11 protein-coding genes are annotated in these 14,160 nt (G+C 37.8%); 5 read left to right on the forward strand and 6 right to left on the reverse strand.

Going from position 1 to position 14,160, the window contains the following annotated elements; genetic code table 11:
* The first annotated feature begins 228 nt into the window (after positions 1 to 228).
* The 3 genes from EG365_RS00450 to EG365_RS00460 all read left to right on the forward strand — a co-directional run bounded on the left by EG365_RS00450 (position 229) and on the right by EG365_RS00460 (position 4,587).
* Positions 229 to 801: a TetR/AcrR family transcriptional regulator gene (locus EG365_RS00450; protein ID WP_000043929.1), complete on the forward strand. Its 573-nt coding sequence runs from the start codon at positions 229 to 231 to the stop codon at positions 799 to 801.
* A 610-nt stretch (positions 802 to 1,411) separates the two neighbouring features.
* Positions 1,412 to 2,749 (forward strand): PepSY-associated TM helix domain-containing protein, encoded by a 1,338-nt coding sequence (locus tag EG365_RS00455; protein ID WP_000075462.1) that lies wholly within the window; start codon positions 1,412 to 1,414, stop codon positions 2,747 to 2,749.
* Positions 2,750 to 2,913: 164 nt separating this feature from the next.
* On the forward strand, positions 2,914 to 4,587 hold the full coding sequence (locus tag EG365_RS00460; RefSeq protein ID WP_000157985.1) for an FMN-binding glutamate synthase family protein: 1,674 nt from the start codon (positions 2,914 to 2,916) through the stop codon (positions 4,585 to 4,587).
* A gap of 41 nt (positions 4,588 to 4,628) precedes the next feature.
* Here EG365_RS00460 and EG365_RS00465 read toward each other — a convergent pair whose 3' ends face one another.
* The 5 genes from EG365_RS00465 to EG365_RS00485 form a co-directional block, all read right to left on the reverse strand.
* Entirely contained in the window at positions 4,629 to 5,657 is a 1,029-nt protein-coding gene (locus EG365_RS00465) for an alpha/beta hydrolase (protein ID WP_001290023.1), read from the reverse strand.
* A complete protein-coding gene (locus EG365_RS00470; protein ID WP_001127152.1) occupies positions 5,657 to 6,787 on the reverse strand; it encodes a YdcF family protein in 1,131 nt (376 codons plus the stop codon). The genes EG365_RS00465 and EG365_RS00470 overlap by 1 nt, the downstream gene beginning before the upstream one ends.
* A 4-nt stretch (positions 6,788 to 6,791) precedes the next feature.
* On the reverse strand, positions 6,792 to 7,826 hold the full coding sequence (gene murB / locus EG365_RS00475) for a UDP-N-acetylmuramate dehydrogenase (RefSeq protein WP_001166918.1): 1,035 nt from the start codon (positions 7,824 to 7,826) through the stop codon (positions 6,792 to 6,794).
* Positions 7,827 to 7,845: 19 nt separating this feature from the next.
* On the reverse strand, positions 7,846 to 8,349 hold the full coding sequence (locus tag EG365_RS00480; protein WP_000388070.1) for a low molecular weight protein-tyrosine-phosphatase: 504 nt from the start codon (positions 8,347 to 8,349) through the stop codon (positions 7,846 to 7,848).
* Between the two features lie 300 nt (positions 8,350 to 8,649).
* On the reverse strand, positions 8,650 to 9,894 hold the full coding sequence (locus tag EG365_RS00485) for a lactonase family protein (RefSeq protein ID WP_002017010.1): 1,245 nt from the start codon (positions 9,892 to 9,894) through the stop codon (positions 8,650 to 8,652).
* A 225-nt stretch (positions 9,895 to 10,119) separates the two neighbouring features.
* On the opposite strand from EG365_RS00485, the gene EG365_RS00490 reads away from it, so the two are divergent.
* Together EG365_RS00490 and EG365_RS00495 are read left to right on the forward strand one after the other, a co-directional pair.
* Positions 10,120 to 11,277, forward strand: a complete 1,158-nt coding sequence (locus EG365_RS00490) for an iron-containing alcohol dehydrogenase (RefSeq protein WP_000017862.1) — start codon at positions 10,120 to 10,122, stop codon at positions 11,275 to 11,277.
* Positions 11,277 to 11,711 carry an acyl-CoA thioesterase gene (locus EG365_RS00495; RefSeq protein WP_000165801.1) on the forward strand — a complete coding sequence of 145 codons (435 nt, stop codon included), beginning with the start codon at positions 11,277 to 11,279 and terminating at the stop codon, positions 11,709 to 11,711. The genes EG365_RS00490 and EG365_RS00495 overlap by 1 nt, the downstream gene beginning before the upstream one ends.
* Positions 11,712 to 11,759: 48 nt before the next feature.
* Here the strand turns inward: EG365_RS00495 and EG365_RS00500 are convergent, their stop codons facing one another.
* Complete coding sequence (locus tag EG365_RS00500) at positions 11,760 to 13,988, reverse strand: phosphocholine-specific phospholipase C (RefSeq protein ID WP_000632986.1); 2,229 nt, start codon at positions 13,986 to 13,988, stop codon at positions 11,760 to 11,762.
* Positions 13,989 to 14,160 lie beyond the last annotated feature (172 nt).

Genomic DNA, 14,160 nt, shown 5'->3' on the forward strand with positions numbered 1-14,160 from the left:
CTCATCCCTAAACAATTTGATATTAGGTTTATTATTACTACAAATCAATGGATAATTTAATGAATTTTTTTAATGAATCACATAACAATTAATATCGAAAAATACTATTTTTTTAGGCTCTCACATGTTGTATTACATTAGCGTTTTCAATATGATTAAACTGACTTTTGCCAGAGCACTAGCCTTAAAAAAGAAACGGATTTCAAAAGATTTACTACGGGGAAATCGATGTCAAAAAGAGACACTATTATAAAAACAGCAACTGCCCTTTTTAATGAAAAAAGCTATAACTCTATTGGAGTGGACAGAATTATTGCTGAATCTAATGTTGCAAAGATGACATTCTACAAGTATTTTCCTTCAAAGGAAAAGCTAATAGAATCATGCCTTTACAAAAGGAATTCTGATATACAGTCTGCTATATTAGAAAGAATCAATACCAATGACCTACCTTTAGTTCAACTCAGAAGCTTATTTAATTGGTATATTGACTGGATTTACACAGAAGAATTTAATGGATGCTTATTTAAAAAGGCAACTATGGAAGTAGTACAACTTTACCCATCCGTTAAAAATCCTATTAATGAATATAGAGAATGGCTCTATGAGCTTGTTTTTTCTATCTTAATTAAAATTCAGGTAGAGGACGCCGCTGCATTAACCAATCTATTTCTTAATATCCTCGATGGGGTTATTAATGATGGAACAATTGATAAAAATTTAATTAATGCTGAAAAAACTTGGTCTTATATTAAAAAAATAATCGATCTTGAGAAAATTGAGGAATTAGTCGCTATTTAATTTAATAATATTGAAATACTAGACTAAAAAGCAAGTGAGTATACTTTTGTTTTTTAGTCTAGAAGTTTCATTTAAAAATTTTATTAAGCACTAAATATTATAAAAATTAATAAGATAATTTTTCTTAAAATATTAACCAATAGAATTAGTAACAATATAAAATTTTATTAAAAAGCTTATACATACACTCTTAATATCTCTAAAAGAGTTCTTACTCATTAGCTGTACTCATTCAAACCAACATCATAAATCTATTGGTACTAGAATAAATTACGGAATTATAATACTAACAAATAAATCATAGATAATTTAGTTTCTCTAGATAAATTAAAAGAATAATATTTAAAACAAACTTAACAATAAAAATTTTTCTATAAAGTGCTTTTTCATAAATATCTATACTAAATATTGTATTGATCATATGAGCTGTGTATTTAGAGAGCAAAATTTACGAAATATTTCATAACACCAAGCAACAGCATTGCTAGTAATTCAGCACAATGATACTTTAGAAAATCTACAATCAAGCTAACCAATGAAAAGTGCAATTTCAAAATACAATTTAAAGTAGATATACTTCACGACAAAGTTTGCTCGATATCACTTTAAAATGTCCCCTACTTCTAGCTTTTGGCGTAGTCTCTTCCGTCTCATACATATTTATGCCGGTATTTTTATTGCCCCATTTATATTTGTTGCCGCATTTACTGGCTTACTATATGCAATTACGCCTCAGTTAGAGCAATTCATCTATAAAGATGTATTAAATGTTCAGCCTTTAAATCAGATATATCCTCTAAGCCAGCAGATTGAAAGCGCAAGAAAAGTCATGCCTGCAACTGCAAAAATTACAGAAGTCAGACCATCACCAAGCCCTGTGCAAACTACGCGGGTTATTTTTTCCGATCATACACACCATCTAAATAATGAAGCCATTTTTATTGATCCTTATACGCTTTCTGTAAAAGGACAACTTGCTGTGTATGGAACCAGTGGCGTATTACCGTTACGTACATTCTTAGATCAATTACACAGCAATTTATTATTAGGAAAATGGGGACGTTTTTATAGTGAACTTGCTGCAAGTTGGCTTGGTTTTTTAACTTTAAGTGGGCTATACAGTTGGTGGAAGCGTCGCTCAAACTTCAAAAACAGACAAACAAATAAAAATCACTTATTAAAATGGCATAGTTCTATTGGGTTAGCTTTACTACCACTTTTATTCTTCATTGCGATTACTGGTCTTACATGGTCTCAATGGGCTGGTGATAATATTCGTATTGCCCGTCAATGGTTAAACTGGCAAACACCAATATTGACCACCTCACTAAATCAGATTTCATTGCCAGAAATGGCTCATCATGAACATCACGAAATGATCATGGAAACGCCAAATTTAGACATCATGCCAGCTGAATTCGATTCTGTATTAGCAATTGCTCGAGCAAATGGGATTAATTCAACAGAAATACAAATCAAACCGCCAGTTGCTGCGAACCAAGCTTGGACTGTTGCGGAAATACAGCGCAAATGGCCCACACAAGCAGATAGTATTGCGATTGATATGCATGAACACAAGGTAATCGATAAACTCGCTTTTAAAGATTATTCATTAGTTGCAAAACTTACACGCTGGGGAGTTGATGCACATATTGGGGTACTATTCGGTTGGGTCAATCAATTAATTCTGGTTCTGTATGCGCTCGGGCTATGTATAATGATTGTTTATGCGTATAAAGCTTGGTTTAAAACCTCCAATGTAAAGCTTACGACCCATCATTTTATTAACCAAACTTTGTTCGTATGGAAACATGCAACTACACAACAAAGAATAATTACGACATTAATGCTTGCTATTCTAGGGCTGAGTTTACCTATTTTTGGATTTAGCTTAGTCATCACCTTATTTATTTTGCTCATAAAAAAACAGCTCCCTCTTAAAGCTTAATAAAGCTCTGGTCTTTGCCAACTCATCAGCTTCTCGTATTAGGGAGATGATCAGTTGGTAAAAGATTAAATGAATAAAATACTGGTTAAACAATTCCCTACTTGTAGTTTTGGCTGCTTCTTGGCAAGGTATGTGCCAGTAAAACATTAGGAATTTGTTCACATATGGCGAGTCCGGCACAAATCATTCGACATAAATTTCTCAATACATTCTTTTCACGCCACTCTATTTGGTTCTTGTGTATTTTTACTGTACTCACAATCACGTGGTTTAGAACCGTATATACACCTCATAGTATTTATTATTTTATTTCGGATACTTTACTCAACGGTTTATGGGTCGTCAGTGGCGCATTAAGCTTATTAGGTCTATATGATGTCTTACAAAATAGACATTCAATCTTAAGAAATTACCCGATTATGGGCCATTTCCGTTTTTTATTTGAAGATATACGCCCTGAAATTCGCCAATACTTTATTGAAGCGGATCAAGATGCCCTTCCTTTCTCGCGTATGCAAAGAAGTTTGGTTTATCAACGTGCTAAAAATGAGAATGCAGATAAACCTTTTGGATCAATTATTGATGTCTATCAAGAAGATTATCGCTTTATTGTTCATTCCATTAGTCCATGTCCACCAGCGGATCCTAAGAGTTTCCGTATTCAAATTGGTAATACCCAATGCCTTCAACCTTATAGTGCATCCATTATGAATATCTCTGCCATGAGCTTTGGTAGTTTAAGTGCGAATGCAATACGTGCATTAAACAAAGGAGCACAATTAGGCGGTTTTTATCACGATACCGGTGAAGGTAGTCTCAGCCCTTATCATTTAGAAAATGGTGGTGATATTGTTTGGCAAATTGCCAGTGGATATTTTGGCTGCCGAACTTTAGACGGAAAATTTGATGAACAGAAGTTTGCTAAGCAGTCTCAATTGCCACAAATCAAAATGATTGAGCTTAAGCTTTCGCAAGGGGCTAAACCGGGCCATGGCGGTATTTTACCTAAACATAAGATTACTGCTGAAATTGCCGAGATCCGTGGTGTTTCCCGTGACCATGATTGTATCTCTCCTGCGAAGCATTCAAGCTTTTCGACACCAATTGAAATGATGCATTTCTTACAGAAGTTACGGACTTTATCTGGTGGTAAACCGGTAGGTTTCAAACTGTGTATTGGTCAACCTTGGCAATTTATGAGTATTGTAAAAGCAATGCTTGAAACAAAAATTGTGCCTGATTTTATTGTAGTTGATGGTTCTGAAGGTGGCACTGGCGCAGCCCCTATTGAGTTTAGTGACTATATCGGAACACCATTACGTGAAGGCCTACGTTTTGTTCATAACACACTTGTAGGTGCTGGCCTAAGAGATCAAGTTAAAATTGGTGCAAGCGGTAAAATTATTAGTGCATTTGATATTGCCAGCACATTTGCTCTCGGTGCAGATTGGGTGAACTCAGCACGTGGCTTTATGTTTGCAGTTGGATGTATTCAAGCGCAAAGTTGCCATACAAACCAATGTCCTGTAGGCGTTGCAACCCAAGATAAAGATCGCCAGAAAGCACTCCATGTACCGACCAAAGCAGAACGTGTATTTAATTTCCACAAAAATACATTACATGCATTATCAGAAATGATTGCTGCGGCAGGTTTACGTCATCCATCGGATATTAAAGCTCATCATTTAGCTCAACGGATTAATGACCGTGAAATTAAAAACTATGCTCAATTACACTTCTTCTTAAAAGAAGGTGAGCTTTTACAATCTGAACTGAAAAATGATGATGATAATTTCTATTATCGTATGTGGAATATGGCTGACGCCAATCATTTTTAAATAGTTAAAACTGGAGCTGCCTATAGAGGCAGCTTCAAACTTTAATAATAAAAATGTTTCGGCTTTGCATGCAAAAAGGCTGGAATTAAACCTGTTAAAGCCGCACGAATATCTGCACGTTCGTTAATTAATTGATGAGAACCCTCTTCTAGCATCAATAATGTTTGAAGCCTAAACTTACGGCGAATAAACTCGATGTTGTAACGCCAGTCTACTGTTTGATCTAATGCCCCTTGTGCAAGCCAGACAGGAATACGACAAGCAGGTCGCTCTTCCATTTCCTGCATCCATTTTGACATTGCCAAAATCCAATCCATGCCCATCATGCGTGGCTGCAATGGATCTTTTAAACGAATAAATCTTAAAAATTCAGGATTATGGTTATTCCGTCTAAAGTGTCGAGGCACTTGACGCTTAATACGACGAATAATGCCTAGACCTACCGGATTATGCCACCATGCTGTTTTAGCAGGTCGAATTAATGGTGAAAGCAATAAAACCCTATCGACGATTGGGTCTTGTCTTTTTTCTGCATACTCAAGCAAGTGATGCATCCAGATTGCCCCACCCGTACTTTGACCAATACCTACCCATGGTTTCGGTAATTGATCAGCATGTTTGACATATTGATAAACCGCCATCAGAACTTGTTGATAATGGTCAAAATTTTGAATACTTGCAGGTGAACCATTACTCAAACCATGACCAGGTAAATCGTAGGTAATAACACTAAAGCCTTGTTCAAGTATTTCGCGAATAATGGGCTGATAAATTCCGCTATGCTCCAGATAACCATGCAATAAACATACGGTTCCTTGGATTTTGTCTAATTTAGGTTTAAAAACTTGGACATGCAGACGAAATAAAGGCATTTGGACATAGCCTTGCCAATGCTCACAGTCCAGTAAATGTAAACCGTATAATTTACGGTATGCTAAAAGCTCACGAGAAGGTTCTTCTAAGGTATTTAAATTGAGTGGGCTTAAAACTTGCGGAGTGAGTTCACGGTTCGGAACCGGTAAATCTAATTGTTTTAATACGGCAGGATTGAGAAATGGAATCTCAGACATTAAGGCACCTCTCGACAATCACTTGAACCAAATAACATGTCACGAATTGTCGCAAGTAATTCATAATTTGCACGACGACTATGATCGTAGTTTTGTGTACTCGGTTGCCAACGTGTAAGCGGGGTTGGCATTGGAGCAGTAACAGGAATAGTTTCTATCCCATTTAAAGCAAATAAACGGCGCGTACGTGGCATATGATATTCATCTGTGACCAACATAACTGTAGGCGCACCACCTTTCTTTTGAAGTAACAATGAACTAAAGCGAGTATTCTCACAGGTATTCATACTGCGCTTTTCTAATAATTTTGCATCTACTCCACGTGCTTTCAACCATGCTTGCATATAAGGAGCTTCAACTCCACTTAGTACGATAGGTAGATGGTTTTTCTTTTCAACTTCTAAGGTTTTTTCTAGTCTTAACCGCGTATAGCTGTTAACTACAATATCTTTGCCATTTTTATCTAAAGTTAAACCACCGCCCAATACTACAATCGCATAAGGTTCTGATAACTTTTTAGGTTGAGCAGGCAGAGGGTTTTTACGAACATATTCAACTTTCTGCTCAGGCTCACTCGCCGCTTTTTGATGCTCTGGCACTACAGGTTTTCTTGCTAAAAACTCCGTATATTGCTCTGTAAGGGCTTTATTTTCAGAACTATTAATAGAAAGTGCTGCATCGATAGGGCTACTTGCTTCATCGGCCGCATCAATTTCAGAGTTTTTCGCAACCAAAGGAACACTCACAGCTGTCGTTTCTTTCTCTTCCTGTAGTTCTTGTTCTTTTTCTTCTAAAAGAATAATTTGCTGCAAAGCTTTATAGTTTTCTTGTATGTAACCCAAATCTGCAGTCTTATTTTCACGTAAAGCATCTTCTGTTAACTTCAAATAAGCCTGACGAGCAATCCATAAATTTGACCCCGGTTCTAAGTTGTCATGTTCACTTAATGCTGCTTTTCGCTGGCTTTCCGCAGCCACTTCATTAACATCTACCGGAACAAAATAGTTAAGTCCAGCTACAATAAGTTTTGAATAAAACGGCGAATATAAAAAAATCACGAAACAGCCTAATAGTACAAATAGTACAGTAACTACTTGTACAAAACGTACCATCAAGTGTACTTTTGGCATAAAACTATTCCGTATGATTTTCAATTAAACCTAAATTGTTATAAAGCACAGGCTCTGGTTCTAACATAATTTGGAAACGCTGTTCAACATCATGTTGTACAGCTTGATAAGTTTTCTTTACATCCGCAAGAGATGCATTGGCATAATTCACCAAAACCAAGGCTTGCTTATGGAACATTCCCACTACACCAAGCTGTTTACCTTTCCATCCAGCCTGATCAATTAACCAACCAGCAGCAATTTTAACGTTACCATTCGCTTGAGGATAATGTGGAATTGTTGAGAATTGTGCGATTAATCGTTCAAATTCTTGAGTATTTACAATCGGATTTTTAAAGAAACTTCCTACATTCGGATATTCTTTTGGATCAGGTAATTTACTTTGACGAATATGAATGACCTGATTTTGTAAATTTTCAGCAGTCAGGTTATCTCCTACTGCCTGTTTTAAATCACCGTAATTTAGCTTTAGATTGGCTTGTTTAAGCAGCTTAAAGGTGACATGAGTAATGATGTAACGAGCTGGGTCATCTTTAAAAATGCTATGTCGATAAGAAAAATGACAATCTGCTGCCGAAATTGATCCGGTTTGTTTTAATAGACGGTCATAGACTTGTACCGACTCAATAAACTCACCAACCTCAACACCATAAGCACCAATATTTTGCACTGGTGAAGCACCAACCAAGCCCGGAATAAGTGCCAAGTTCTGCAAGCCAAACCAATTTTGCTTTGTACTATATAAAACGAAATCGTGCCAAACCTGCCCTGCACCGACTTTAACTCGAATAAAATCCTGATCTTCAGATAAAACGTCTATACCCTGAATATCAAGATGAATAACTAAAGCATTAATTTGTTGCGGTAATAGCATGTTACTACCGCCAGATAATACAAGTACATTTAGCTCATGCTCTTTAGCAAAAGCTAAAGCTTCTTCAATATCTTCAATAGATTTGACCTTAGTGTAATGAGAAGCTGTAACATCTAAACTTAAAGTATTGAATGGCTTAAGCTGTACTTGATTTTGAATTTGCATTGTATTGAAAAACCTGTTTTTAAACATTCAATTGTTTTTTTAGGATATTAATCCACGCCAACGCACTTGATTCACATTGGTCGAGTACACGTTCAAAGCCCTCATCTCCACCATAGTAAGGGTCAGGCAGAGCTTGTTGTGGATATTGAGGATCATGTTCACTCATTAATGCCACTTTTGCTCGAATTTGATGACTGCCAAATTGGAAGATAGCTCTTTGTAGCAAGTCGTGGATATCATCAAAGTTTTGATGATCCATTGCCAAAATCAAATCAAAATCTAAAAAGTCTTGAGTTGAAAGTTGTCTTGCCCGCAAAGAAGATAAGTCATAGCCTCTTTTTTTTGCATGCAATTGGCTACGCTGATCAGGTGCTTTATTTGGATGATAGTTACTTGTTCCAGCTGAATCGACAATGATATTGAGTTGATGCTGATCACAATAATGTCTAAAAACCACTTCAGCCGTGGGAGAACGGCAAATATTTCCTAAACAGACACATAACACCTTATACTGTGCTTCCATTAGAAATTTATTCCAACCACTTAAACTAAAAAATAAATAAGTATTTTACACGCAAAAATCTGCAAAAACCCGACAAAATTATTCATTATTATCAGGTTTGAATTGACCATTGTGACAAGCTCTCATTTTCTCAAAACTCACGCGGCTTGAAAAGTAAAATGAGAGATTTTAAAGGAATTTTCTATGTACTCAATCCTCAACTCAATCTTGATTGTCTTTCAAGATTGAGTATCTGTAGCAATGAACACTGAAAAATCTAATAGCTTATAAATATTGCAGGATCAGTGTGAGAAAAAATTATTAAAAGAATTTGATATCAGTTGGAGTCGATATTTTAGCTGCATCGCCTAAAGGTTTTAATGAGCCATTTTTGGTATCAAAACGGAATAAGCTAATGTTATTACTATAAACATTCGTCACATACAGATATTTACCTGACTCATCAAATGAAAAAGCACGTGGTTCAATTCCATTGGCCTTATAAACTTGCGGTTGACCTAACAGCCCATTCTGTTGGATTTTAAATACCAAAAGTTTGTTGTCCGCACCACGATTTGCAGCGATCACATACTTACCATTTGGACTAAGAATAATTCCACTTGCACTCTTGAATTCAGGTGTTTTGTCTTCGTGAACTAGTTTTAGCTCAGCGACTTTTTTCAAATGGCCATCTTGTACGTTAAACGTCACAATTTCACTTCGCATTTCCGCGGTAATGTATGCCTGTTTACCATTTGGTGAAAAGACCATATGACGTGGACCAGAACCATGCTTAAAACTCACATCTCGGCTCTTATCCGCTTCAAGTGGTTGAGGCTTACTTGGGTTGTAACGAAAAGCATAGACTTTGTCATTTCCAAGATCACTTGCATATAAATACTTACCATCTGGGCTAAAAGTTGTCGAATGGGCATGGCCACTATCCTGACGCCCTTTAACATGACCAGAACCCTCCGCAAAAACAATATTTTGTACCATTTCACCCAAATGTCCATTTGGTAAAATTGGCAAAACAGCGACACCGCCACGTCCTTTATCAAATGCAGAATAATTCGACACAAATAGGAATTTACCATCTAAACTGATGGATGCATGTGTTGGATGCCCGCCATGACTATTTACCGTGTTCAATACCTCTACCTTTCCGTTTTGAACCGATAATGCCGTTACCGCCCCTTCATTTTCTTCATTAGTGGTATATGCAAAACGGCCATCTTTCGATTTTACAACCCAAGATGGACTTTTCATTTGCAATACCTTAACAGGAGTTAAGGTCCCGTCAGCATTAACTTGTAGCTGGTACAGACCTTCACTGGCTTTTTCTGGTTTTTGCACAAGCGGTGCATCTGGGATAGATGTCCAGGTTCCTACTAAAGCGATTTGTTGTTGTGCTGCGTTTACTGTAGAGCCCCATCCAAATGACAAAAGCGTCAATGATAATGTTGCTGTTAATTTTTGAATTAGCTCACGATACTTAATATTTGCATATCCATTTTTGTCGGTATCCTTGCCGTATCCAGTATTGACATCAGTATCTATTTTCACATGCATATCCTTAAAAAAATTTACCTTATTTGCATTTACCAATAAGGTATTCACAATCTAATTTCATTTAATGATTTTGAAAATTAGTTTATAAAATGCCAATTTTCAAGTGAATTTTCTTTAACTAAATGCAGCTTAAAAGCACAGCTACTTTTAAGAGAATTTGCAGAATGAATCCTATAGAATGCATCTATAATAATTTTCAAAAATAAGGAAATAATGTATATGAGCCATTTTCAGTTTCAGACCGTTCCCAACATTATTTCAGGACTCGGTTCTATACAAGAATTACAGAATGTGTTGGCATCAAAAACTTACCGAAAGTTATTACTGGTAACTGATGCGGGTATGATTAAAAATCAGTTACACCTGCCTATTCTTCAAATTTTAGATACTCTTAAAATTGAACATGTCATTTATGCTGATGTTCAGGCCGACCCACCAGAGCAAGTGGTATTAGATGCAGCGAATTATGCTAAACAGCAAAATGTAGATGTTATTGTCGGCTTTGGAGGCGGAAGTTCTTTAGATGTAGCCAAAGTGATTGCCTTACTCGCACATCCCAACCAAACTCAAAACCTACAAGAAATGTATGGGGTAAATCAGGTCAAAACAGCCCGACTTCCACTTATTTTAATTCCCACTACAGCCGGTACTGGCTCGGAAGTGACGCCCATATCAATAGTGACTACAGGTGAAACGACAAAAATGGGAATTGTCTCTCCGGTACTCTATGCCGATACAGCAATTCTTGATGCAACTTTTACTCAAAATCTACCTGCCCATATTACGGCTGCTACAGGTATTGATGCGATGGTCCATGCCATTGAGGCATATACCTCTAAACATAAGAAAAATATTTATACCGATATTTTAGCGAAGCACGCTTTAAAGCTGCTAAACCATAACTTACCGAAAGTTCTTAAAAACGGTAATGATTTAGAGGCACGTCAGAACATGCTGTTCGGCTCAATGCTTGCGGGTCAGGCATTTGCAAACTCACCTGTTGCTGCCGTGCATGCTTTAGCCTATCCATTGGGTGGGCATTTTCATTTGTCGCATGGACATACCAATGCTTTGGTGCTCGTTGAAGTACTGAAATTTAATGCGCCTTATGCCAAACAATACTATGCAGAACTTATGCAATGGCTAGACCCATATAGTAACGGTAGCACCGATGGGTTATGTGATCTGTTTATTGACCATATGCAAAATCACTTAGACCGTAGTGGTTTGACTTTAAAACTTAGCGATTTGGGTATTGAAGAGTCTAGCTTACCAAGACTTGCTCAAGATGCCATGTTGCAAACTCGATTACTGCAAAATAATCCACGTGACATGACAGAAGCAGCTGCTTTAGCAATTTATCAGGCGATTTATTAATGACTAAACCCGTTTTAAAAACTCGTGATCAATTTAAGTTCTTTTTAGATATTCAAACTCGCTGGGCAGATAACGATATTTACGGTCATGTGAATAATGTGACTTACTATAGCTATTTTGATACGGCAGCCAATGCTTTGCTCATCCAGAAAACAGGTTTTGATATTCATGAAGCAAAATCAATTGGTTTAGTCGTCGACTCAGCTTGTAGCTTTTTTCAAGAGTTATCATTTCCAGAAGTTATTCAGGTAGGTGTTGCGATTGGTAAAATTGGTACAACATCTTTACGCTATGAATTGGCAATCTTTAAACAAGGTCAAGACCAAGCATCAGCTCAAGGACATTTTGTGCATGTGTTTGTTGACCGTGAAACACGCAAGACTGTTCCAATATCCGAGTCAGTCCGTGAAGTTTTAGAGAATTTTTTATTATAAAAAATGAGGCAAAAAGAAAATAAGTTCCTCTTTTTGCCTCATCCTAACTTAGATCATTGCAGGATCACTAAAGGAGTCCTCACCTGTTTCGACTCGGCCAGCAAAACGTCGGTAATAATACGGATCACTCTCGCTCGTAACTTCAAAATCATACCAATGCCCAACATCAGCCAACGACCAATGTTGCTTAACAACTTGTCCCGCTTTTACGGTCAGTTGCAATGGCGCATCTTGTCGATATGCACAAGGTTTTACTGTCAATATTGTATCCTTGGTTCCCTCATTCATGAGTTCGACATAAACATCACCATTAGCAATGTCATAGCACACTCGAATTTCAGGTTTAACACCACTATCGATAATACGTTGAGCATCCCCTTTAAAATGACGATGGTAGCCATTTGGACCAAGTACCCATAGGTCATAACGGCCTAAGTTATCGTTTAAAGCATCCCACTCATCATCTAAAGTTTTATTCGGCTCGACAATATAACGCTTTGGAATACGGTCTAAATTGAGCTTGTCATATACATGGAAAACCGCTGCCTGCTTACCCGTATTAGAAAAAATCAATTGCACCTTACCATCTGCTTTACAACGCGCACTGGTATGCAACTCATAAGGTAGCGCCCGTGATAGACGGATCCCACTTTGCTGAATGGGTAACTTAATATCCGTGGGTACAGGAACAGCTGGCAAAGCTTCTTGGTTTTCCCTTAGCGCATCTGCCTGCAGACGTGTTTGTTTACCACTCAGCTGCGGTAAAACATCTGCATTTGGTGTTTTAAAGTTAAATGCACTTGTTAAATCACCACACACTGCACGGCGGTATGGACTGATATTCGGCTCTTTTACACCAAAACGTTTTTCTAAAAACATGAGCACGGAAGTATGGTCAAACACTTGTGAGTTGACCCAACCGCCACGACTCCATGGAGAAATCACATATAAAGGAACACGAGGACCCGGACCATAAACTCGTCCATCAGGTGTAGGCTGTGAATGGCTCCCCTCAGGTGCAGCATGATCAAAATATTCATCTTGCATATCAGCATTGCTTAGTGTCGATTTACCTGCGTACTGGCCATTTTTGAGTCGAGATGGTGCTGATGGCGATGGCATATGGTCAAAGTAACCATCATTTTCATCAAAGTTGATGAGCAGAGCCGTTTTACTCCACACCTCTGGCACAGCAGTTAATGCATCAATAATTTCTTGAATAAACCAAGCTCCTTGAACCGGACTTGAAGGGTCTGGATGTTCGCAGTATATCGATGGCGCGTTAATCCAAGAAACTTGAGGTAACTTCCCTTCACGAATGTCTCTTTTAAAAGCGTCGAGATACTCTTCTGGTTTATTGCCCGGTAGCGTATTTGCAATGCCTTTATAGAGTGGATTTTTGGCATTATCAGTAGCCGCATCATAGGCTTTATACGGTAGTTTTTGACCCGTATCGGCATACGGTTTATTCGGCTCTCCACCGCTTGAAACGGGATAACCGGATGCAATGTTGGCCTTTCTAAAAGAACGGAATGCACCCAACATATTATCGCCCCATTCATCTGGCATATTCTGATAACAAATCCAGCTTATCCCTGCTTCTTCTAATCTTTCGGCATAGGTTTTCCAAGTGTAACCACGGTCTGCCGTTGCTGGGTTACCATCAATCCAGTCCCATTCATTATTTACAAATGAACGCTTGGTCGGTGTTGCACCATTGGTACCAGTTAAATGAAAAGAGCGGTTCGCATCTGTTCCGGTGTGCATAGAACAATGGTAGGCATCACAAATCGTAAAGGCATTGGCAAGTGCAAACTGATATGGGATTTCTTTTTCTTTAAAATAGCCCATAGATATATCGGTTTTATGAGTTGGCCAGTTTGCCATACGTCCATTGTCCCACGCCAACTGACTGTCATCCCACGTATGAGGCGTGCCATCTGCACGCTGTGCATTATTGGCTGTTCCATCTAAGTGAAATGGGGTTAAAACCTGACCATTACTTCTCAGCTGTTCCCAGACACGGCGACCATTTGGCAGAGGGATTGTAAAACGGTCAGCAAAGCCTCGAACGCCCTTTAACGTACCAAAATAATGGTCAAAAGATCGGTTTTCCTGCATTAAGATGATGACATGTTCAACATCCTGAATAGTGCCCGTTTTATTATTTGCAGGAATTGCTAGAGCTTTTTGAATACTCGATGGGAAAGCCGCTAACGCTGCAGCGCCAAAGCCCATATTTAAAGAGTAATTTAAAAATTTACGACGTGTAATCATGATCAAATTCTTTTTATTATTTAAGTTTATGGAGCACAGCGCATGACAGGCTTTTTACCTGTGTCGGGTGTATTCGAATTATCATTTGCCGAGTCGTTACAGCCACTCAGCAGAATGGCGCCGATTAATAAAAAATAAGAATATTTAAAGGAAGTTGTTCCTGTGCATTGCC

The sequence above is a fragment of the Acinetobacter sp. FDAARGOS_494 genome (genome assembly GCF_003812225.1).
Classification (GTDB): Bacteria; Pseudomonadota; Gammaproteobacteria; order Pseudomonadales; family Moraxellaceae; genus Acinetobacter; species Acinetobacter baumannii.

Excerpts from the sequence above, each read along its gene's own strand:
- EG365_RS00465 (WP_001290023.1), bottom strand. The coding sequence starts at position 5,657 with ATGTCTGAGATTCCATTTCTCAATCCTGCCGTATTAAAACAATTAGAT.
- EG365_RS00450 (WP_000043929.1), top strand. The coding sequence starts at position 229 with ATGTCAAAAAGAGACACTATTATAAAAACAGCAACTGCCCTTTTTAAT.
- EG365_RS00470 (WP_001127152.1), bottom strand. The coding sequence starts at position 6,787 with ATGCCAAAAGTACACTTGATGGTACGTTTTGTACAAGTAGTTACTGTA.
- EG365_RS00490 (WP_000017862.1), top strand. The coding sequence starts at position 10,120 with ATGAGCCATTTTCAGTTTCAGACCGTTCCCAACATTATTTCAGGACTC.
- EG365_RS00460 (WP_000157985.1), top strand. The coding sequence starts at position 2,914 with ATGGCGAGTCCGGCACAAATCATTCGACATAAATTTCTCAATACATTC.
- EG365_RS00455 (WP_000075462.1), top strand. The coding sequence starts at position 1,412 with ATGTCCCCTACTTCTAGCTTTTGGCGTAGTCTCTTCCGTCTCATACAT.
- murB (WP_001166918.1), bottom strand. The coding sequence starts at position 7,826 with ATGCAAATTCAAAATCAAGTACAGCTTAAGCCATTCAATACTTTAAGT.
- EG365_RS00495 (WP_000165801.1), top strand. The coding sequence starts at position 11,277 with ATGACTAAACCCGTTTTAAAAACTCGTGATCAATTTAAGTTCTTTTTA.
- EG365_RS00480 (WP_000388070.1), bottom strand. The coding sequence starts at position 8,349 with ATGGAAGCACAGTATAAGGTGTTATGTGTCTGTTTAGGAAATATTTGC.
- EG365_RS00500 (WP_000632986.1), bottom strand. The coding sequence starts at position 13,988 with ATGATTACACGTCGTAAATTTTTAAATTACTCTTTAAATATGGGCTTT.